This is a genomic window from Streptomyces yangpuensis, assembly GCF_024666385.1.
Classification (GTDB): domain Bacteria; phylum Actinomycetota; class Actinomycetes; order Streptomycetales; family Streptomycetaceae; genus Streptomyces; species Streptomyces yangpuensis.
In genome coordinates, this window is record NZ_CP102514.1 from 5634398 (window position 1) to 5655234 (window position 20837).

Below are 20837 nucleotides of genomic sequence, written 5' to 3' on the forward strand. Positions count from 1 at the left end.
CGCGGGCGGCCGGACCGACCGCCCACGTAATCACCGGCCGTGGCGGGGGGCCCGCCGGGCGGGTCCCGGTTGGGCCGTTCGGCCGAGGATCTTCCTCCGGTCGGCGCAGGCCGGCGCAGCTCCCCGCCGGTCGGTGACGCAGGCCCGGGGCGGAGGTCAGTTCAGCCGGGCCAGGAGATGGTCGCCGACCCGCAGGGCGTTGGCGATCGCGGTCAGGGACGGGTTGACCGCGCCGATGCTCGGAAAGAAGCTCGTGTCGACCACGTACAGGTTGTCGAGGTCGTGCGCCTTGCAGTTGAGGTCCAGCGCGGAGGAGGCCGGGTCCGTGCCGAAGCGTACGGTGCCCGCCTGGTGCGCGGTCGCCCCGATCGGCATGCCCTTGTGCAGGTAGATGCTGTGCGACAGCAGGTGGTGCTCGTGCATGCCCAGGTGTCCGAGCATGCTCTGGAGCTTGTGCCGCAGCCGCTTCAGGCCCTCGGTGTTGTTCTTCTCGTCGAGTGCGAGGTGGATGGCGCCGTCACCGTCCAGGGTGACCCGGTTGCCGGGCTGCGGAAGGTCCTCCCCGCACAGCCAGAAGTCGACCGCGTGGTGCGCGAGCACCTCGAAGGGCATGTCCGGGGTGACCGCTCCGGCCCAGCGCGGCGCCTCGCCGTGGATCTGCTCGGCGTCCGACTTGCCCAGCATCTGGATGCCGCCCAGCGGGAAGTCCCAGTCGTCCGCGCCCAGGTACCAGTCGTGCAGCGCGAGAGTCTTCTGGAACTGCGTGGGGTTGGGCTCCTTCGACACCGCCATCAGGGCCAGGTTGTTGTGCCGCATGTAGTGCCGGCCGACCACGTCGGAGCTGTTGGCCAGCCCGCGGGGGTGACGGTCGCTGGCCGAGGCCAGCAGCAGCGCGGCGGAGTTGACCGCCCCGCAGGAGACGACCACGACATCCGCGGAGAACCGGGTCTCGGAACCGTCGGGCAGCCTGACGACGGCGGCGGTGACGCTGCGCCCGGCCGGATCGGTCTCCAGCCGGACCACGTGGGTGTCGGTGACCAGTTCCACGCCGGGGTGTTCGAGGGCGGGCTCCACGCAGATCACCTGGGCGTCGGACTTGCCGCGTACCAGGCAGGGGAAGCCGTCCACCCGGTTGCAGCGGATGCACACGCTGGAGGGGACGGCCCGCCCGTCGCCGTCCTGCACCAGGTCGACCCCGATGGGCAGGTGGAAGGGGTGCAGCCCCTTCTTCTCCAGGTCGTCACTCAACTGCTGGATCCGCGGCTCGTGTTCGACCGGCGGGTAGGCGTACTGCGCGCTCGCCGGCCCCTCGCCCGGGTCCTCCCCGTGCCGCCCGTGCACGCGGTAGAGGTGCTCGGCCTGCGTGTAGTACGGCTCCAGGTCCTCGTACCGCAGCGGCCAGGCGGGGGAGATGCCGCCGTGGTGGCGGATCTCGCCGAAGTCCTCGGGGCGCAGCCGGAAGAGGGCGGCTCCGTAGAACTTGGTGTTGCCGCCGACGTAGTAGTTGACCTCGGGCGGGAACGCGTTGCCGTGCCGGTCGAACCAGAATTCCGGGGCCCGGTACTTGCCCCTGACGAACACGGCCGTGGACTCCCAGTTGTCCCGCTCCCTCGGCAGCCAGCCGCCGCGTTCGAGGAGGAGCACACGCTTGCCGGAGGGCGCCAGCCGGTGGGCGAGGGTGCCGCCCCCGGCGCCGGTCCCGATGATGATGACGTCGTAGTGGGAAGAGCCGCCCACGTCGACCACCGTCCTTGGGCTCGTGGCCCCGCCCGTCGGGCCGGGGACCTGTCACTCCGCGGTGCGGAGGCCAAGCATTCGACCAAGCATGCCCACCCATTCGAAGCTAGCCGCCCGGCCACCGGACGGCGACCCGGCCGGGCGGATCCCGGCGCGGACCGCCGTCACAGCACGGCGATCGGGTTCACAGGGGAGCCGGTGGCGCCCGGCAGGCGCAGCGGCGCGACCACGCACAGAAAGCTCCAGCGGCCGGCCCGTGCGCAGGCCCCGGCCACTTCCTCGAACTGCAGATAGTCCATGAGGTGCACGCCCATCGCGTGCACCGCCAGGACGTGCACGGGGAAGGCGACGTCCGCCACCGCGCTGGGGGCGGTGTCGTTGTTGCCGTCGCCGCCCAGGACGGAGACCTCCCGCTCGGCCAGGAACGCCATGGCCCGCGGGTGCAGGCCCGCCCTGGCCCGGGCCGCCTCCCACGCCCCCAGCTCCCCGCGGCGGCGCCGGTGCCCCACCCGGACCAGCAGCAGGTCCCCGGGGCCGACGCGGACCCCCTCGGCGGCCTCGGCGGCCGTCAGGTCCTCCACCGTCACGTGGTCCCCCGGCTCCAGCCAGGGCACGCCGCGCACCCGCGGCACGTCCAGCAGCACACCCCGTCCGACGATGCCCTCCCGGACCAGGTCCACGGAGAGCGAACGGACCTCCGGGGCCGTCGCGTCGCCGGCCGGGACCCCGTCGTGGAGCTCGCCGTCGTACAGCACGTGGTTCAGCGCGTCGAGGTGGCTGTCCGCGTCCCCGTGGACGTTCATGGCGAAGCGGTCGAGGGCGAAGTGCAGCCCGTCGGCCCCGGCCTCCCCGGGGGCGGGGCCGGTCATCCGGTGTTTCGCCGGCTCGGGGTTGTCCGGGCCCGGCCGGGTCTCGATCGGAGCGGCCAGGGACACCGTGCGCCCGAGCCGTACCTCGGCCGCGGCCGCCGCGACGCGGGCCGGGGTCAGGTGGCGCAGCGCCCCGCGCCGCCCGCCGTCCGGGCCGGACCGCGCCGCCCGGCGCAGCCGCTCGTACAGAGTCCGGAAGTCCTCCGTGCTCATGGGCCGCGCCGCGGTGGGTCCGCGAGGTCCGGGGGGCCGGGTCATCGGGTCCCGTCCGGGTCCGCGCTTCCCCAGGGGCGCAGCCCCCAGCGGAGCACATGGCCGGCCCCCGGCTCCAGGACGGTGAGGCCGCTGCCGGTCCGGAAGGCGTCCGCCGGACAGGACATGGGCTCCACGGCGACACCGCGCCGGCGCCGCCCGGGCTCTCCCAGGGTGTCGCCCGTGTAGATCTGCACGTACCGGGTGCCCTCGCCGAGCCACAGGTCGCTACCGCGCCGCCCCGACGGGTGCGCCAGCCGCACCACGGTCCGCCCCTCCGGGTCGCGTTCGAGTCCGGTGAAGGCGGTGTCCAACGCCTGCGCGCCGATGGGCCGGGCGGTGCGGAAGTCGTACGCGGTGCCCTCGACGGGCTCCTCGCCCGTCGGCAGGCCCTCCTCGTCGGTGGTCAGCCGGCGGCGGGCGGGCACGGTGAGCAGCGCCGTGTCGACGAGACCGGTGCCGACCGTCAGGTACGGGTGCTGCCCCACCCCGTACGGGGCCCTCGTGGGGCCCGCGTTGACGGCGCGGACCAGCACCGCCAGGCCGTCGTCGTCGAGCCGGTACTCGGCGAACACCTCCAGCAGGAAGGGGTATCCGGGCTGCGGGTGGAGGGTGGTGCCCACCCGGACCGCGTCGCCGGAGTGGGCGAGCAGCCGCCACGGGGTCCAGCGCAGCAGTCCGTGGATCGCGTTGTGCCGCTCCGGCTCGCTCAGCGCAAGCCGCAGGTCCGCGCCGTCGAAGCGGTAGCGGCCGCCGCCCACCCGGTTGGGCCAGGGCACGAGCAGCTGGCCGCGGCCCGAGGTGACCGGCTCGTCGGCGGCGAACCCGTCCAGCAGGGGCACTCCGTCGGCCTCGTAGTGGCGCAGGGCGCCCCCGAGTTCGACGACGACCGCGCGCTGCCCGCCGTGGCGCAGCTCCCACTGCTCACCCGTGGGGCCCGTGGACCGGGGCGTCTGCTCGGGCATGGGGGTCTCCTCGGACGGCGGGGACGGGACGGCGAGGTCCAGCAGGGAGAGCGCCGCCGCCGCCACGGCCTCCGGCGGCTGGTCGACCTCGACGACCACGGGGTGCTCGTCGGGGCCCGGTTCCTGCAGGTCGGCGAACTGGCTGTCCAGCAGGGCCGGCGGGAAGAAGTGGCCGTGCCGGGCCCCCAGGCGGGCCCGGAGGAGTTCCGGCGTACCGTGCAGGTACAGCAGGCGCGCTCCGGGCCGGCCCCGCAGCAGCCGGTCCCGGTAGGAGCGCTTGAGCGCCGAGCAGGTGACCACGGCCGGGCGGTGCGCCGCGGCCTCTTCGTCCATCCAGGCGCCGATGGCGGCGAGCCAGGGCGCCCGGTCGACGTCGTCGAGGGGGTGCCCGGCGGCCATCTTGGCCCGGTTGGCCGGGGAGTGGAACTCGTCGGCGTCCCGGTGGGGCCAGCCGAGCCGTTCCGCGAGCAGCCGGGCCACCGTGGTCTTGCCCGAGCCGGACACCCCGACGACGAGCACCAGCGGAGTCGGCGGCGCGGCTTCCACCGGCATCCGGGATCAGTCCTCCAGGAGACCGGGTGCCGTGCACAGGGCCCAGACGATCAGACCGTCGACCGCCAGGAGGACCAGCGCCCAGAACGGTGTGTACGGGAGCCACATGAAGCTGGCGACCATGCTGAGGCCCGCCAGCGCCAGGCCGACGACGCGGGCCCACAGGGCGCCCTTGATCACGGCGAATCCGGCGAAGAAGATCACGACGCCCAGGATGAGGTGGATCCAGCCCCAGCCCGTGAGGTCCAGCTCGTAGGCGTAGTGCGGGGTGGGGATGAAGACGTCGTCCCTGGCGAGCGCGGAGATGCCCGAGAACACCATCATCAGTCCGCCGAAGATCATCAGGAATCCGGCGAAGAGCAGCCAGCCGCTGCGGGCGCTGAAGCCGCCCTTCCGCGCGGTCGACGCCGCGCCGTTCGGGCGTGCTCCGCCCGCATGACTCGTCATGACGTGCTCCTTCCTCACTTCGCCCCGGCCGCGGGCACTGCGACCGGCCTGCCCACAGGGGGGACCTCGGGCCCGGGCGGCAGCAGTTCGGTCACCACGAAGGCGACCACGGACGCGAGGATGATCACGGGGATCATCGCGCCGCTGCCGAGCAGCAGCACGACGAGCACCACGCTGCTGACCGGCAGCCGCAGCGCACAGGTGGCCGCGGCCGCCATGCCGGCCGCCATGCCCGGTATGACGCCCAGCCCGGGCAGCGGTGCGAACAGCACACCCGCGGCCGCGCCCAGGAACAGAGCGGGGAAGATCGGGCCGCCGCGCAGGCTGCCCAGACAGAGCGCGTACGCCGCGCCCTTGCACAGCAGGACCGCGATCAGCGCCCCGATGCCCCAGGCCTGCGGATCGGCGGCCATGCTGCCCATCACGGCCTGGCCCGAGGACGCCACGTCGACGGGGGAGTTGCCGGTGACGAGCGCGTACAGGGCGCCGAAGGCACCCGCCGCCACGGCGCAGACGGCCGTGTGGGCCACCGGCCGCCGGGCCACGTACACGGAGGCGAACCGGCCGCCGGCGAGCACCATGTGCATGAAGACGCCCAGGACGGCCGCCAGGAGCAGCGACCACAGCACGTCGGGGGCGTCGAGGCGGGGGAAGGGCGCGTCCAGCTCCAGTGTCAGGCTGCCCGTCGCCAGGCCCGTCCAGCGGCCGAAGCCGGTGAACACGAGTTCGCCGACCCCGCTGGACAGCAGGGCCGGCAGCATGATCGCGAAGAGTTGCGGTCCGCCGACGCCGGCCACCTCCATCAGCAGCACGGCACCGATCAGCGGATTGCCGAAGATCGCGGAGATGGCCGCCGCGGCGCCGGCCGCACCCAGGATGGCCGTGCTCTGCGGGGTCGCTGGCGCCTGCGCCAGGTCCCGGAACAGCAGCGCGAGCCCCCCGCCGAGGGCGATCAGCGGGGCCTCCGGGCCGAGGGTCGCACCCAGCGGCAGGCTGAGCACGGCCGCCAGGATCACGCCCGGCAACGCGGCGGAGGAGGCACCTCCGGCGTGCAGTCCCGAGGCGGGGATGTGCCCGCCCGCGCCGGGCAGCCGGGTCACCACCAGCCCGACCAGGACACCGGCCACCAGCAGCAGCGGCAGCGGCCACCACCAGGGCGGGGCGCTCCAGCCGAACGCCTGCGGGAGGTCGGTCCACATCAGGTGCTCCAGCTCGTGGAGCCCGACCAGGAACCAGAACGCCGCGAGGGAGACGGGGATGCCGACGAGGGCGCACAGGACGAGGAGTTTCAGGTAGCCCGGTGTGCGCAGCATGTCCCGCAACCGGTCGCCCTCGGCGGGCGGTTCGGCGGATGCCGGGGCCGGGGTACGCGGTGCCGTCATGGGGTCATCCCTTCCCGTCCCCCGTGACCGACCGGCTCCTCAGCCGAGGAGTCTGCTCTTCTGCTGGGCGAACTCCTCCTCGGTCAGCAGTCCCTGGGCCTTCAGCTCACCCAGCTTCTGCAACTGGTCGAGCTTGCTGCTCATGTCGTCGCCGGCGGGCGGGGCCGGGGGAGGGGGCGGAGGGGCCTGCTGCTGTTGGTACGCCTGCTGCTGTTCGTATTCCTGCTGCTGCCAGCGGCCCGCCTGCCGCCGCGAGACGCGGTTGGACACCGCGGTGGCGGTTCCGGCCACGACGGCGGTACGGGCTACGCCGCGAAGAAGTCCTGGCATGGGGCGTCATCTCCCTGGTTCCTCGGGGCGGACGGCCGCAGCGCGCGTCCGGTCCGCGGGTCGTCAGGTGTCGGAGGCCGCGGGTCGGGCCGCTGCCCGCTGCCCGCCGCCCTCGGCCCGGGCTCACGCCTCCATGGCGTCGAGCGAGGCCAGCAGCGCCTGGACGGGAATCCGGCCGCCGGCCACCAGCTGCGCGCCGCCGCGGCGCAGGGCGCGGGCGAACGGCGCCGCCCAGACGTTCTCGTACACCAGGATCCCGGCGGAGTTGCCGGCCTCCAGGGCGGCACCGGCCTCGTCGATGTCGTCCTGGCCGAGCAGGCCCGAAGCCGCACCCTCGAAGACGGTCAGGTCCATCTCGCCGCCGCCGGCCTCCTTCAGCTCCAGGGCGACGACCGAACCATCGGCATCCTTGCGGACGAAGACCAGGTCGAGGATGCGGATGATGCCGCGGTCCACGAGATCGACGAGCAGGGGCAGGCCCTCGCCGGTCATCCTGTTGCCGGGGAACTCGACGACCAGGTAGTCGACCGGCCCCATCGTTTCGATGTCTTCGCTGATCTCGTCGCTCATCACCACTCCTCATGTGCGATGCGGTGGGGGTGACCGCGCCGTGAGCCGCCACACTGCGGGGCAGCCCACCAGCTCATTGCAGCACCCCCACGACGCCTTCGCACCTCCGGCCACCGGCCCCCGACGGCCGCGCCCGGCGCGGTCCGTGAACGGCGTATGGCAGTCGTGTGTCGGGCCGCGGCGTTCCCTTCACCTCGCCGCGCGGTGCGCCTACGGTCGTACCCGAAGCGCCACCACGACCGTGTGCCCGAGTGGCCCAGGGGCCGGATTGCAAATCCGGTGACGCGGGTTCGAATCCCGCCACGGTCTCTACGACGGAGGGTCCGCCCGGTTCCAGTCCATCCGGGACCAGGGCAGGGCCAGCCCGTCCCGGCCCGCCACCTGCCGCGGGGCCAGCGAGCCGATGGGGACAGCCTCGCGGTGCCGTGCGTACACGGAGTCCACGTACCGGTGGCCGGTGTCGGCGGCGACGAAGAGGACCGTGCGCCGCGGCGACCGTGCCCGCTCCCAGCGCGCCGCCAGATAGCCGGCCCCGGTGGACAGCCCGGCGAACACCGCGTGCCGGCGCAGCAGGTCGACGCTGCCGGACAGGGCGGCCTCGAAGGAGATCCAGTGAAGCGTGTCGTACGACGCGTGCCGGACGTTCCCGAACGGGATGGAACTGCCGATCCCGGCGATGATGATCTCCGGGTCGGCGACGTGCTCCGCGCCGAAGGTGACACTGCCGAAGGGCTGCACGCCGACCAGCTCGGTGCCGGGCGCGTCCTCGCGCAGGTAGTGGGCGAGGGCTCCGGTGGACGCGCCCGAGCCGACCCCGCCGACGAGGGTGAGCTCCGCACCGTCCGTGGCCCCGCGGATCAGGTCGGCCACCGCCCGGTAGCCCAGGTAGTGGACGTCGTCGTGGTACTGGCGCATCCAGTGGTGCCCGGGGTGTTCGGCGAGGATCTCGTGGACCCGCTCGACGCGCCGCTTCTGGTCCAGCTTCAGGTCGCTGCAGGGCTCCATCCGCTCCAGCGTCGCGCCGAGCACGGCGAGCTGGGTGCGCAGCGTGTCGTCGACCGTCGTCGAGCCGACGATGTGGCAGCGCATGCCGTAGCGGTGACAGGCCAGTGCGAGGGCGTACGCGTAGATCCCGCTGGAGCTGTCCAGCAGGGTGTCGCCGCGCCGCACCACGCCCGTGTCGAGCAGGTGGCGGACCGCGGCGAGGGCGGAGACCACCTTCATCGTCTCAAAGCGCAGACAGACGAGCCGGTCGTCGAGGCGTATCAGGTCCGGTCGGCCGATGGCCTCCGCGATGTGCTGGTCCACTCGGGGACTCCTTGGTCGTCGGGAAGGTCGTGAACGTGTGGGTGGCGGGGATGCCCTCGCCCTCCAGGGCCCGCAGGCAGCCGCGGACCCGGTGGCGCAGCCCCGGTGCGGCGGCGTCCAGCAGCAGCCCGGCCACCGCCCCGCTGTGCGCGATCTGCACGCCCACTGCTCCGAGCCGCCGGGCGATGCCGACGAGCGCGTCGAACTCCGGATGGCGCAGCAGCCGCTGCCCGCGCCGGGCACTGGCCGTCGCCACCCGGCCGAGCAGCGCGGCGTCACCGGTGGTCACCGACCGCCGCAGCAGCACGCGCAGCCGCTCGAAGGCGAGCACGTCGTGGTCGTCGTACTCACGGGCCGGGAGGGAGAGCGTGTCCACGGGCGCGCCCCCGCCCAGGGCGCAGCCCACGACCACGAGGGACGGCAGGCGGTGGCCGAGCACCTCCAGCACCCGCCCCTCGCGCTGGGCGAAGAGCACCGGGCGGGCGTCGAGCATCAGCGGGTCGCAGGCCAGCTCGGCACGGACCGCGAGCCGGGCGACGGCGGCGGCCGGGAGCCGTATCCCGTAGGAGTCCGCGACCGCCCGGACCACCGCGATGACGTCACTGGTGGAGCTGCCCATCCCCAGGCCCACCGGGATGTCGCCGGAGATCCGCAGCTCCCCGCCGCACGGCGGCTCCCCGCAGCGCAGGGCGCACTCCTCGACGGCCAAGGCCGCCGCGCGCGCCGCTTTCGTACGGTCCGCGGGCCGTACGGTGAGCCGCTCCGGCGGGGTGCCGGGCCGCCGGGTGAACTCGGCCCGGCTGCCCGGCCCGCTCATCGGCAGGGTGACCAGGCCGGCGCACCGGCGCCCGGCGGCGTCGAGGAAGACGCCCTGGAGGATCTCGCCGTGGTGGCAGGAGGCGTGCCCGGCGCCGCGGCGGTCGGCGCCGGGGGAGTTCCGGCGGGTCGCCGCGATCACGCCGGAGCCGCCGTCCGGTAGCGGTACAGGGTGGTCGGGTCGGCGCTGAACTGGGAGAAGGGGAAGGGCTCGGCGGACACGGCGGTCACCCCGGCGCCGAGGAAGGCACGGGCCACGGCGCTGCCGCTCTGCGCGTACACGACGAGCGGGATCCCCCGCGTGCGGCAGCGGTCGAGGATGGTGTCGAAGGAGCCGTTGCTCAGGGTCATGCCGGTGGCGACGACGGCGTCGGCGCGCTCCAGCACCTCGTGCATGTCGGTGGTGACGGGGTCGCCCCACTGGGTGGTACGGAGGTTGAAGTCGCAGGGCAGCGGTGCGCCGCCGCGCTCGCGGATTGCCGCGACCAGCGGGTTCACCACGCCGATGAGGCCGACCGCGGCCCCGCGGTCGATGTCCAGCAGCCCGGCGATGGCAGCGTCGCGGGCCCTCGCCCGCACCTCGGGGGTACCGGCGGGGAGGGTGACCGGCTCGGCCCCGGAGTCGCGGTGCGGGTGCCGGAAGGCCAGGTAGGCGTCGAGGGCGGCGATCCGCAGCGGGCGGGGTGCCTCGCGCAGCAGGACGTCCAGCGGGGCGCCGGAGGAATCGCGGCAGATCGCCGGGTCGATCTCACCGGCCTCGAAGGCGCAGCCGCCGAAGGCTCCGCCGAGCCGGACCAGGACGTACTGGTTGAGGTAGGTGGTGTCGCCGCCGGCCAGCCGGGTGCCGTGGTGGATCCAGAACACGCTGGTCGCCGTCAGCCCGGAGGGCAGTGGCCCGTGCTCGCCGGCCAGTACGGCCTCGATCAGGGCGTCGACGCCGGCCGGGGGAGCGGTGGTCGTCGTGGGGGCGGGGTTCGTCATGGGTTTCCTTGTCGGAGCGCGGATCGGGAGGGGGCCGGGAGGGGATTCAGGGGGCGGACGGGGCAGCGGACCGGGAGGGGGCCCGGGGCGCGGCGCCGCGCAGCGGCCCGCGGTAGGTGACCGCCGGCCGGCCCAGGGCGTCGGCGGACAGTTCGGCGTCCACCTCGAAGAACCGGGCGAGGTTCTCCGGGGTCAGGACGTCGGCGGGAGCGCCGGAGGCGACCAGTCGGCCGCCGTACAGGAGCAGCAGCCGGTCGCAGTGGCGGGCGGCCAGGCCCAGGTCGTGCAGCGCGACCAGAACCGTCTGATCGGCTCCGGACAGCAGCTCCATCAGCTCCAGCTGGTGTTTCACATCGAGGTGGTTGGTGGGTTCGTCCAGCAGCAGCACGTACGGCTGCTGCGCGAACGCCCGGGCGATGTGGGCCCGTTGGCGCTCCCCGCCCGACAGGGACTTCCACGGGCGCCAGGCGAGCGCGGTGAGTTCCACGCGTTCGAGCGCGGCGGCGACCACGGCCCGGTCGTGGGCGTCCGGTCCGCGCCAGCGGTCACGGAACGGGGTTCGGCCCAGCCCGACCACGTCGGCGACGCGCAGGTCGGTGTCGAGGCCGGAGTCCTGCGCGACGAACGCGACCCGGCGGGCGATCGCGCGGGCGCTCAAGTCCCGTACGGGCACGCCGTCGTAGCGCACCGTGCCCTCGTCGGGCACGCGCAACCCGGCCAGGCAGCGCAGCAGCGAGGACTTGCCCGAGCCGTTGGGGCCGAGCAGCCCGACGGTCTCGCCCGGTGCGATGTCCAGGCCGACCCGGCGGACGACGGGCCTGCCCGAGACCGACCAGCTCAGCCCTTCGGCGGTGATCCTCACAGCTCCCCCCTCCGGCGCAGGACGACGAGGAACAGCGGGACCCCGATCAGCGCGGTGACCACGCCGACGGGCACCTCCCGGGGCGCGAAGACCACCCGCGCCAGGGCATCCGTCCACACCAGGAACACCGCGCCCGCGAGCGCCGCGTGGGGCAGCAGCACCCGGTGCAGCGGCCCGGCCAGGAAGCGCACCCCGTGCGGGACGATCAGCCCGACGAATCCGATGGCACCGACGGTGGCCACCGCGACCGAGGTCAGCACGGCCGTCACCACCAGCAGCAGCATCCGGGTGCGCCGTACGCCGATCCCCAGGGAGGCGGCGGTGTCCGCGCCGAAGGCGAGCCCGTCGAGGGCGTTCGCGCACAGCCAGGCGGCGCCCAGCCCCAGGGGGGTGACGACCGCGCAGACCACCACGGCGTCCCAGCGGGCCGGGGCCATCGAGCCCAGGAGCCAGTGGGTGACGGCACGCGTCGTGTCGGCGTCCGCCGAGGCCATCAGGGCGAGCGAGGTCAGGGCGGTGAAGAGCTGACCGACGACCACACCGGTCAGCACGATACGGACCGAGTCCAGACCCGTGCGGCGCAGCAGGAGCAGCAGCCCAGCGAACGCCAGCAGCGCCCCGGCGAGCGCCCCGCCGGTGACGCCGAGGGTGCCGGCGCCGACACCGAGGACGACCACCGCGACCGCTCCCGCCCCGGCGCCCGAGGAGACCCCGAGCAGGTAAGGATCGGCGAGGGCGTTGCGCGTGACGGCCTGGAGCACCGTGCCGCAGACCGCGAGCGCGGCGCCGACCAGGGCCGCCATCAGGACCCGCGGCAGCCGCAGGTCCCAGACGAGCGAGTCCAGCAGCGGCGGCAGCGGTTCGGTGTCCAGCCCGAGCCGCGCCCCGAACACCCGGGCCAGGTCGGTCCATCCCACGTCGGCGGTGCCGACCCGGGTGGCGGCCGCCACCGAAGCGGCCAGTACGACCGCCATGGCGATCAGCAGCCCGGCCCGCGCGGGACCGTACCGGGAGGCCGGCGCGGACGGCGCGGCGGCGGCCGGGCCCGGGGTGCGGGCCGAGGGGTGCAGCAGGTCGACGGACGGGCCCGTGGCCGCGGCCGGTGCCGGGTCCGGCGCGAGGTCCGTGGCCGGGGCCGCCGGCCCGGCCCGGCCGGCCGCGTCAGCGGGCATACCCGAGATCCTTCATCCCGGCCGCCAGCAGGCCCAGCGCGTGCACGGACCGGACGGACGGGTCCAGTTCGATGCCGGGTACCTCGACGATCCTGTTGTCGCGCACCGCCGCCAGCTTGGAGACCACCGGGTCCTCGGCCATCGCACTGCGCTTCTCGGCGGCGCTGTCGCCCGGCCGGCCGCGCTCGGACAGGTCGCCGATCACGATGAAGTCCGGGTTCCGCCGGGCGACTTCCTCCCAGGACACCTCCGGCCAGTCCTCCTCCACGTCGTCGAAGGCGTTCCGGGCGCCGACGATCCGGCTCATCTCGCTGGGCAGGCCGGTCCGGCCCGCGACGTACGGCATGCCGTTGAAGACGGAGTAGAGGTAGACGACGGTGGGCTGCTTCCCGTCCCGGGCCGTGCCGGCGGCGCTCTCGCCGGCCTTGGCGACGGCCGCGCGCTGCTCCCGGGCGAGCGCGGCGGCCCGCTCCTCGGCGCCGAAGACCTTCCCCAGCGCTTCGTAGTCGGAGAAGAGCAGCTCGAAGGGGGACTTCCCGGCGTCGTTGTGCTGGGGGCAGTCCACCGCGCTGACGAAGGCGGGGACCTCCAGGGCCGCCAGTTCCTCCCGGGTGCCCGCCCGGTCCTTCGTGTAGAGGTCGGTGGAGCCGGCCACCACGAAGTCGGGTGTGGCGGCCCGCAGTTGCTCGCCGGTCGCGATCTTGGGGGCGATCACCGGGACCTTGGCGTAGGCCTCCTGGTACTGCGCGGGGATCTTCGTCTTGAGGTTGGCCGTCCCGGCCATCCGGTCCTGCAGGCCCAGTTCGAGCAGGGTCTCGGTGGAGGTCTGGTCCAGGGCGACGGCGCGTTCGGGAGGTCCGTCGAAGGAGAGCCGGCTGCCGCAGCTGGTGACGGCGGTCCGGGCGGCGGCCGCACCCGCCGCGGTGCGGTCCGTGCCGCGGTCGGGGGTGGTCGCGCAGCCGGCCGCGGCGGCCGCGGAGGCGAGAACGAGGGTCAGGGCGAGGCCGGTTCGGGCGCGGTGGCGCATGGGATCTCCGTCGGGGAGGGCGTGGATGTGGACGTGGGCGTGGGTGTGGCGGGACGCGGACGCGGACGTGGTCGTGCACCGGGCAGGAGCGCCGCGTTCACAGAGTACTGTAATGGTTATCGTTTTCATTAATAGAAATGAGGAGCACCACATCGTGGCGACCACACCTGCCCCCACGGAGTCCAAGAGCCGTCCACCGCAGGCACGTTCCGTCCTGCGCGACATCGCCTTCCTGCGTCTGTGGGCGGGCACCACCGCCTCCGGACTCGCGACCTGGGCCCTGCCCTTCGTCCTGGGCCTCGCCGTGCTGCAACGGGAACTGGGCGCGGCCGGCCTGGGTCTCGTGCTCGCGGCGCGCACCGCCGGCTTTCTCGTCGCGGTGGCCGTCGGCGGGGTGCTGGCCGACCGTCACTCCCGCCGGGCCGTCGTGCTCTGGTCCGCCCTCGCGGCGGCGGCGGCCGCACCTCTCCTCGCGGTCGGACTGGGCCGCTCGCTGCTGCTGATGACCGTCGCCGCCGCCCTGGCCGGCGCCGGCCAGGGGGCCTGCCGCCCCGCCTTCCAGGCGCTCACGGCCGAGGTCGTCGACGCCGACCGCAGGCAGCAGGCCAACGCCGCGACGACCCTGGCGGTACGCGCCTCCACTCTGGCCGGGCCCGCCCTGACCGCGCTGCTCGCGGCCTTCACCGGCGTCGCGACCCTGCTGCTCGGGATCGGCCTGCTCTGGCTGGTCGCCGCGCTCCTGCCGGGCCGGGGGGCCACGGCCGCGGCGCCGGACGATGCGCCCCGGCCGCGGCGGGCGTCGTTGCGCGCCGAGTTCGTCGACGGGATACGCGAGGCCCGCCGCCACCCCTGGTTCCTCGCGGGACTGGGCGCCCTGACCGCCGTGATCGCGCTCGGCTACTCCGCCACCAGCGTCGCCCTGCCCCTGATCAGCCGTGACCGCTACGCCACCGAGTGGGTCCTGGCCGCCGCCATGACGGCCTACACCGTGGGCGCGCTCGGCGGCGCCCTGGTCACCGCCCGCCTGCGGCCGCGCTCCCAGGGCTGGGCGGCCTTCGCGGGCCTGGCCGCCTACGGCTTCGCGCCGCTGAGCCTGATGTTCCCCGTGCACCCGGCCGTGGTGATCGGTGCCTACGCGGTCGCCGGTATCGGGATCGAACTGTTCAACGTGCCCTGGTTCACCGCCACGCAGCGCGAGGTCGCCCCGGACAAGCTCGCCCGGGTCTCCTCACTGGACTTCCTCGTGTCCTACGGCCTCGCCCCGGTGGGCCTGGCTCTGATCGCCCCGGCCATCGACACCTTCGGGGTCACCCCGGTCCTCGGCGCGTGCGCCGCGGCCTGCTTCCTCGTCCCCGCGGCGGCCGCACTGGCGCCCACCGCCCGCCACTTCGGCCGGCCGCCGGCGCCGCGGGAGACTCAGTGAGAAGGCCGTGACCGCAGGAGGGCGAACACCGCGCCCTCCGGGTCCGCGACCGTGGCCTGCCGTCCGCGCATGCCCTCCCGGGGCGGGTCGACGACGCGTCCGCCGAGCTCCTCGACCCGGCTCGCGGCGGCGTCGGTGTCCTCCACCTCGAAGTAGGCCAGCCAGTGCGGACCCCGGTCGTGCGGCAGCGAACGGCCCACGCCGTGCACGGCGGCGACGGGTCGGCCCGCCAGGTTCAGGGTGAGGTGGTCGAAATCGTCCGGGGCGGTGGCATGGGTCTGTGCCTCGTGGCCGAATACGTGCTCGTAGAACTTGCCGACCGTCGAGGCGTCCTGGGTGATCAGCTCGTGCCAGACGGGGGTGCCCGGCCCGCCGTGCGGCCGGGCGCCCAGGCGGGCCTGCGCCTGCCACAGCCCGAAGACCGCTCCCAGCGGGTCCGAGCAGATCGCCACCCGCCCCGCGACACCGGCGTCCAGCGGTCCCACCGCGACCGTGCCGCCGCACGCCCGGACCGACTCGGCGGTCGCGTCGGCGTCGTCCGTGGCCAGGTACGTGGTCCATGCCATCGGAAGATGTCCGTCGGGCGGCATCTCGCCGATCCCCGCCACCTCGTGGCCGTCCAGCACGGCACGGACGTACGGCCCGAGCTGCTCCGGCCCTGGCACGTACTCCCACCCGAACAGGTCGGCGTAGAAGTCCTCGGTGCTCCCGAGGCCGTGCACCATGAGACTCACCCAGCACGGGGTGCCGGGGGTGCGCCGGATCGCTTCCGCTGCCTCGGTCATGTCAGCCGTCTCCTCCGTCGTGCCGTCACCGGTGCTGATGGTTCCACTCCGGCGCACGCGGCGCGCCCCGGCCGCGCCGCATTCCGGTGGTCCGGAACGGAGTTGACCGGAACAGGTGCCCCGCTGATGACGGCCCTGTGACGCGGGTGCCGGGCGGGGAGGAAGATGGCCGACATGACTGCGAACACTGCGATCCTTTCCGCCGCCGAACTGAGGAACGAGCTGGCGGGCTCCCGGCCGCCGGTCCTGCTCGACGTCCGCTGGCAGCTCGGCGGCCCCGACCAGCGGCCCGCGTACGAGGCCGGACACCTGGCGGGCGCCGCGTACGTCGACCTCGACCGAGAACTGGCAGGTCCGGCCGGGTCGGGTGGGCGCCACCCGCTGCCGGACGCGGAGGCCTTCGGCGCGGCGATGCGCAGGGCCGGGGTCCCGGCGGACGGGCCCGTGGTCGTGTACGACGGCGGCCAGGGCTGGGCGGCGGCCCGCGCGTGGTGGCTGCTGCGCTGGACGGGTCACCCGAACGTGCGAGTCCTGGACGGCGGCCTGGCCGCGTGGACGGCGGCGGGAGGCGAACTCACGGCCGAACGGGTGATTCCGGTTGAGGGCGATTTCAAGCCAAACCCGGGTGCTCGCGGGCTGCTCGACGCCGACGCGGCGGCGCTGCGGGCGCGCGAAGGCGTCCTCCTGGACGCCCGGGCGGGGGAGAGGTACCGCGGTGAGGTGGAGCCGATCGACCCGGTGGGCGGCCACATCCCGGGCGCGCTGTCGGCACCGACCACCGAGAACGTGGGCCCCGACGGCCGCTTCCTGCCGGCGGACGCACTGCGGGCCCGGTTCGAGGCGCTCGGCGCCTCGGAGGGGAGGCCCGTGGGCGTGTACTGCGGCTCGGGGGTCTCCGGAGCCCATGAGGTGCTCGCCCTGGCGGTGGCCGGTATCGAGTCCGACCTCTACGCGGGCAGCTGGTCGCACTGGTGCGCGGACCCGGCCCGTCCGGTGGCCACGGGTCCGGACCCCCAGTAGCTGCCCGGGGCCGGGCACCGCCCGGCCCCGGGGCTACTCCTGCTTCTTGCGGCGGGTGCCGAAGACGATCTCGTCCCAGCTCGGGACGGCCGCGCGGCGCCCGGGGCGGACCCCGTCGGCCTCGGCCTGCCGGTCGGTGGTGCCCGTCAGCCGGTCGCGGTGCCCCGCCACCGTACGGGGCATCAGGACGTCCGCGTACGCGGCGCCCGCACCCGCCGACGCGGCGGGAGCCGGCGGCTCCTCCGCCTCCGGTTCGGTGTCCGTCGGCTCGGTGCGCTCGGGGACGACCATGTCGCCGCGGAAGCTCGGCACCGCCTCCAGCAGGCTGGTCAGCGTGTCCCGCTCCTCCTCCGGCTCCGGTACGGGCGCGGGCCGGGGCTCGACCCGCTCCAGCTGCCGGTCCAGGGCACGGTCCAGCGGCCGGTCGCGCGGCAGGCGCGCGATCCTCGGTACGAAGGGGAAGCTCGGCTCCGGCGCCGCCGGCAGGTCCTCCGACTCGCCGATCAGCGAACGCGCCTCGTCGTCCACGGCCACGACCAGCCGGCGCGGCGGGTCGTAGGTCCAGCTGGCCGCGTGGGGTTCACCGGCGACCCGGTAGACCAGGAGGACCTCCCAGGTGCCGTCGTCGCGGCGCCACGAGTCCCACTGGACGGAGTCCTTCTCGGCTCCGCGCAGGGTGAGGCGTTCCTGCACGGCCTCGCCCAGCTGCGGCCCGGTGTTCTCGCCGGGGCGGCGCACCGGGGTCTTGCGGGCGCGTTCGGCCATGAAGGCGCGCTCGGCGAGCACGGGGCCCTCGAAGCGGCGGACGCGGTCGACGGGGATGCCGGCGAGCTGAGCGACCTCCTCCGCGGAGGCACCGGCTCGTATGCGCGCCTGGATGTCGCGGGGGCGGAGGTGGCTCTCGACCTCGATCTCGATCTGGTTCAGGCGCGCGCGGTCGTTACGTACCGCAGCCCGAAGCCGCTCGTCGATCGGAAGCGTGTACTCCGTACTGTCCGCAGCCTTGAGCACCAGTCGTGTGCCGTCATTGGAGACGGCCACGACACGCAGTTCGGGCATGGGGACCTCCCGGGTGGTGCCTGCCGACGTCACGTGCGTCGCTGCTTCCGCTAGTCGAGTGTGGCCTGCCCGGGTGCAGCCTGCCACAACCTTGCCGAGTTAAACCGGCGTGTCGGGCATGCGCCCTTGATCGCCGTTATGGCACGGTTACCTGTTGGGCACGCACAGTGACCAAGTGGTTACTGTGCGCAGCAGGAACCGTGCAATGCCGCGGCATCGCCGGTCTTCGAGTGCCGCTTTCCGTCAGCCGGCCCCCTCTCCCGGGTCCGGACATCCGAAAGGAAGGACAGACCCAGGGCTCGCCACAGTACTCCATTCGGGCCACCTGGGTGGACCGCCGCGCCGCCGAAGTTTCCTCGGACGGCGGGAGTTGGGCTGCCCGCTGTCGGGTCCCGCCCTTGTGTGCCGACTTGTCGCGGGTGTCCTGCTTCGCAGAATCGCCCGAAACGGAACTATCCCCTTCGCTCAGCTGTCGGTAACTGCTGAAGAGCGGAATCACGAGAGCTCGGACACACAGGGGAGGGCGACGGGCCGGGCGGAACCCGCCCGGCGGGGCGGCGCCGGCACCCCCGGGCCGGACACCTCCGAGCCCCTCCCGGCCGGACGGGATCCGGAGCCCGGGCCCGGACCACGGACCGTCACGTTCCGGCGAGCCGGCGCCGAGCGCCGGTGGCGCGACGCCGTCGCCGCGGACGAGTCCCCCCCGACCTGCCTCAGGCTCCCAGGACGCGCCGCAGGTAGTCGTTGCCGAAGACCCGGTCCGGGTCGAGGCGGTCGCGCAGCGCGGTGAACTCGCCGAAGCGCGGGTAGATCCGGGAGAAGTACTCGGCGTCCCGGGTGTGCACCTTGCCCCAGTGCGGGCGCCCGCCGTGTGCGGTGAAGATCTGCTCGGCCGCGGTGAAGTACGCCTGGTACGGGGTGCCCCGGTACATGTGCACCGCGATGTAGGCCGTGTCGCGCCCCGAGGCCGTCGACAGCGCGATGTCGTCCGCCGGGGCCGTCCGGACCTCCACCGGGAAGCTGATCCGCAGCCGGGAGCGGTCGACCATCGCCCGCAGCTCCCGCAGCGCCTCCACCACGGCCTCGCGCGGGAGGGCGTACTCCATCTCCACGAACCGCACCCGGCGCGGGCTGGTGAACACCTTGTACGGGATGTCGGTGTAGGTGCGCGCCGACAGGGCGCGGCTGGCCACACGGGCGATGGAGGGAATGGTCGCCGGGACCGCACGGCCCAGTGAGTTGACGGCCTGGAAGAGGCCGTTGGAGAGCAGCTCGTCCTCGATCCAGCCGCTGACCGGGCCGGGCGGGGCGGCGGGGCCCTGGCTGCGGTTGTTGCGCTTGGTGTTGCAGTTGCCGGTGTGCGGGAACCAGTAGAACTCGAAGTGCTCGTTCTCCGCGAAGTGCTCCTCGAACTCCGAGGTCACCCGGTCGAAGCCCATGGGCTCCTCACGGGCGGTCAGGAAGAAGAGCGGCTCCACGGCGAAGGTGATCGCGGTGACGATGCCCAGTGCGCCGATGCCCACCCGGGCCGCCGCGAAGACCTCGGGGTTCTCCTTCTCGGAGCAGACCAGCAGCTCGCCGTCCGCGGTGACCAGTTCCAGGGAGCGGATCTGGGCGGCGATGGAGGCCGAGTCGCGGCCGGTGCCGTGGGTGCCGGTGCTCGTGGCGCCGGAGACCGTCTGCTCCATGATGTCGCCCATGTTGGTGAGCGAGAGGCCCTCGGCGGCGAGGGCCCGGTTGAGGTCCTTCAGGGCCGTGCCCGCCGCCACCGTGACGGTGCCCGCGGCGCGGTCGACCGAGCGGATCCCCGCCAGCGCCTGGGGCCGTACGAGGACCCCGTCGGTCGCGGCGGCCGCGGTGAAGGAGTGGCCGGTGCCGACCGCCTTCACCCGCAGCCCGTCCTCGGCGGCCCGGCGGACCGCCTCCTGGAGCTCCCCGACCGATGCCGGGGTCACCACGCGGGTGGGCGTGGCGGTGACGTTGCCCGCCCAGTTACGCCACGCGGTCGCCGTGCTGCCGTTCCGTGCTGTCGCCGTCCCCATCGGTTGCAGGCTCCTCCCCTTGCGCCGGCCTCGTCAGCCGGCGGTATCCCGCGAACGCAACCGCCGCCGCGGCCGCCCCCGCCGAGAGGGAGACGACGTACCCGGTCCGCGCACCGGCGGCGTCGACGACCCAGCCGGTCACGGAGGACCCGAGCGCGATACCGACCGCGAGGCCGGTGCTGATCCAGGTCATGCCCTCGGTCAGCTTCGCGTGTGGTACGTGCGCCTCGATCAGGGCCATCGTGGTGATCATCGTGGGAGCGATGGCGAGGCCCGAGACGAAGAGCGCCACGGCCAGAAACGGAAGGTTCCCGGCCAGTAGGAGGGGGATCATACTCACGGCCATCGCACTGATGCCCACCACCCAGCGAGGTTCGGCCTTGCCCTTGAAGTGCAGCAGGCCGAAGACGATCCCCGCGAGGCAGGAGCCGAAGGCCCACACGGCGAGGAAGATCCCGCCGAGGGACTTGCTGCCGTGCTCCTCGGCGAAGGCGAGGGTGGCCACGTCCACGGAGCCGAAGATCGCGCCGGTCGCCACGAAGGTCGCCACGAGTACCTGCAGGCCGGGGGAGCGCAGCGCGGACGAGAGGTCCGAGTGCTCGTGCCGCGGATGCGGCTTCGGCTCGGTGGCCGTCAGGGCCGTCAGCCACCACACGCCCGTCACGAGGAAGACGACGGCGACCACCGGTCCGGCCTCGGGGAACCAGCCGGCCGAGAGCGTGGCGGCGAGGGGCGGGCCGACGATGAAGCAGACCTCGTCGAGGATGGACTCGAAGGAGTAGGCCGTGTGCAGCTGGGGGGTGTCGCGGAACAGGGCCGTCCAGCGGGCCCGGACCATCGAGCCGACGCTGGGCACGCACCCGGCGACGACGGCGAAGACGAAGAGGGTCCAGCTCGGCCAGCCGCCCGCGGCCGCGACCAGCAGGCCGGTCACCGAGGCGGCGGCGACCAGGGTGGCGGGGCGCAGCACCCGGCGCTGTCCGTACTGGTCGACCAGTCGCGAGACCTGGGGGCCCACGGCGGCGGCGGACAGGGCGATGGTGGCGGTGATCCCGCCGGCCAGGGCGTAGCTGCCGCCCAGCTCGGTGATCATCGTGAGGACACCGATGCCCACCATGGACAGCGGCATCCGCCCTATGAGGCCGGCGGCTGTGAACCCCTTGGTGCCGGGGGTCGCGAATATCGCGCGGTAGGGACTGGGCACGGTGCCCTCCGTAAGGGACTGGATTGGCTCACAC

The 20837-nt window shown here is 74.1% G+C and carries 19 protein-coding genes and 1 tRNA gene; 3 read left to right on the forward strand and 17 right to left on the reverse strand.

What is annotated here, in order from left to right; genetic code table 11:
- Positions 1-156: 156 nt before the first annotated feature.
- The 7 genes from NRK68_RS25795 to NRK68_RS25830 all read right to left on the reverse strand — a co-directional run bounded on the left by NRK68_RS25795 (position 157) and on the right by NRK68_RS25830 (position 7104).
- On the reverse strand, positions 157-1746 hold the full coding sequence (locus tag NRK68_RS25795; RefSeq protein WP_373023650.1) for a GMC oxidoreductase: 1590 nt from the start codon (positions 1744-1746) through the stop codon (positions 157-159).
- A gap of 155 nt (positions 1747-1901) precedes the next feature.
- Entirely contained in the window at positions 1902-2819 is a 918-nt protein-coding gene (locus tag NRK68_RS25800) for a cyclase family protein (protein ID WP_183068278.1), read from the reverse strand.
- Positions 2820-2860: 41 nt separating this feature from the next.
- Positions 2861-4375: a gluconokinase, GntK/IdnK-type gene (locus tag NRK68_RS36790; protein WP_183068279.1), complete on the reverse strand. Its 1515-nt coding sequence runs from the start codon at positions 4373-4375 to the stop codon at positions 2861-2863.
- A 6-nt stretch (positions 4376-4381) separates the two neighbouring features.
- Entirely contained in the window at positions 4382-4822 is a 441-nt protein-coding gene (locus NRK68_RS25815) for a DUF7144 family membrane protein (RefSeq protein ID WP_183068280.1), read from the reverse strand.
- 14 nt (positions 4823-4836) lie between these two features.
- The gene (locus NRK68_RS25820; protein ID WP_183068281.1) at positions 4837-6204 is read right to left on the reverse strand and encodes a chloride channel protein; all 1368 of its coding nucleotides are present in this window, start codon (positions 6202-6204) and stop codon (positions 4837-4839) included.
- A gap of 39 nt (positions 6205-6243) precedes the next feature.
- Positions 6244-6534, reverse strand: a complete 291-nt coding sequence (locus tag NRK68_RS25825; protein WP_183068282.1) for an SHOCT domain-containing protein — start codon at positions 6532-6534, stop codon at positions 6244-6246.
- A 123-nt stretch (positions 6535-6657) separates the two neighbouring features.
- Positions 6658-7104: a DUF6325 family protein gene (locus NRK68_RS25830; protein ID WP_183068283.1), complete on the reverse strand. Its 447-nt coding sequence runs from the start codon at positions 7102-7104 to the stop codon at positions 6658-6660.
- A 237-nt stretch (positions 7105-7341) separates the two neighbouring features.
- Between NRK68_RS25830 and NRK68_RS25835 the strand changes: the two genes are divergently transcribed.
- A tRNA-Cys gene (locus tag NRK68_RS25835) sits at positions 7342-7413 on the forward strand.
- Here the strand turns inward: NRK68_RS25835 and NRK68_RS25840 are convergent.
- From NRK68_RS25840 to NRK68_RS25865, 6 genes are read right to left on the reverse strand one after another with little or no spacing between them, the layout of a single operon-like run.
- A complete protein-coding gene (locus tag NRK68_RS25840) occupies positions 7414-8412 on the reverse strand; it encodes a pyridoxal-phosphate dependent enzyme (RefSeq protein ID WP_183068284.1) in 999 nt (332 codons plus the stop codon).
- Positions 8333-9370 (reverse strand): GHMP family kinase ATP-binding protein, encoded by a 1038-nt coding sequence (locus NRK68_RS25845; protein WP_257856881.1) that lies wholly within the window; start codon positions 9368-9370, stop codon positions 8333-8335. The genes NRK68_RS25840 and NRK68_RS25845 overlap by 80 nt, the downstream gene beginning before the upstream one ends.
- Positions 9367-10209, reverse strand: a complete 843-nt coding sequence (locus NRK68_RS25850) for a Rossmann-like domain-containing protein (protein WP_183068285.1) — start codon at positions 10207-10209, stop codon at positions 9367-9369. Before NRK68_RS25850 ends, NRK68_RS25845 begins: the two co-directional genes overlap by 4 nt.
- Before the next feature lie 46 nt (positions 10210-10255).
- The gene (locus NRK68_RS25855; protein ID WP_257856885.1) at positions 10256-11071 is read right to left on the reverse strand and encodes an ABC transporter ATP-binding protein; all 816 of its coding nucleotides are present in this window, start codon (positions 11069-11071) and stop codon (positions 10256-10258) included.
- Positions 11068-12252, reverse strand: coding sequence for a FecCD family ABC transporter permease (locus tag NRK68_RS25860; protein ID WP_373024523.1), 1185 nt, complete (start codon positions 12250-12252; stop codon positions 11068-11070). The genes NRK68_RS25855 and NRK68_RS25860 overlap by 4 nt, the downstream gene beginning before the upstream one ends.
- On the reverse strand, positions 12233-13270 hold the full coding sequence (locus NRK68_RS25865; RefSeq protein WP_257856888.1) for an ABC transporter substrate-binding protein: 1038 nt from the start codon (positions 13268-13270) through the stop codon (positions 12233-12235). Before NRK68_RS25865 ends, NRK68_RS25860 begins: the two co-directional genes overlap by 20 nt.
- A 112-nt stretch (positions 13271-13382) precedes the next feature.
- Between NRK68_RS25865 and NRK68_RS25870 the strand changes: the two genes are divergently transcribed.
- Positions 13383-14693, forward strand: coding sequence for an MFS transporter (locus NRK68_RS25870; RefSeq protein WP_257856889.1), 1311 nt, complete (start codon positions 13383-13385; stop codon positions 14691-14693).
- Here the strand turns inward: NRK68_RS25870 and NRK68_RS25875 are convergent.
- A complete protein-coding gene (locus NRK68_RS25875) occupies positions 14687-15478 on the reverse strand; it encodes a VOC family protein (RefSeq protein ID WP_183068290.1) in 792 nt (263 codons plus the stop codon). The genes NRK68_RS25870 and NRK68_RS25875 overlap by 7 nt on opposite strands.
- 174 nt (positions 15479-15652) lie before the next feature.
- On the opposite strand from NRK68_RS25875, the gene NRK68_RS25880 reads away from it, so the two are divergent.
- The gene (locus NRK68_RS25880) at positions 15653-16498 is read left to right on the forward strand and encodes a sulfurtransferase (RefSeq protein ID WP_257856890.1); all 846 of its coding nucleotides are present in this window, start codon (positions 15653-15655) and stop codon (positions 16496-16498) included.
- 33 nt (positions 16499-16531) lie between these two features.
- Here NRK68_RS25880 and sepH read toward each other — a convergent pair whose 3' ends face one another.
- The 3 genes from sepH to NRK68_RS25895 form a co-directional block, all read right to left on the reverse strand.
- Positions 16532-17557: a septation protein SepH gene (gene sepH / locus NRK68_RS25885; protein WP_183068292.1), complete on the reverse strand. Its 1026-nt coding sequence runs from the start codon at positions 17555-17557 to the stop codon at positions 16532-16534.
- A 713-nt stretch (positions 17558-18270) separates the two neighbouring features.
- Entirely contained in the window at positions 18271-19599 is a 1329-nt protein-coding gene (locus NRK68_RS25890) for a D-arabinono-1,4-lactone oxidase (RefSeq protein WP_183068293.1), read from the reverse strand.
- Positions 19550-20803: an MFS transporter gene (locus NRK68_RS25895; protein ID WP_183068294.1), complete on the reverse strand. Its 1254-nt coding sequence runs from the start codon at positions 20801-20803 to the stop codon at positions 19550-19552. Before NRK68_RS25895 ends, NRK68_RS25890 begins: the two co-directional genes overlap by 50 nt.
- Between the last annotated feature and the right edge of the window lie 34 nt (positions 20804-20837).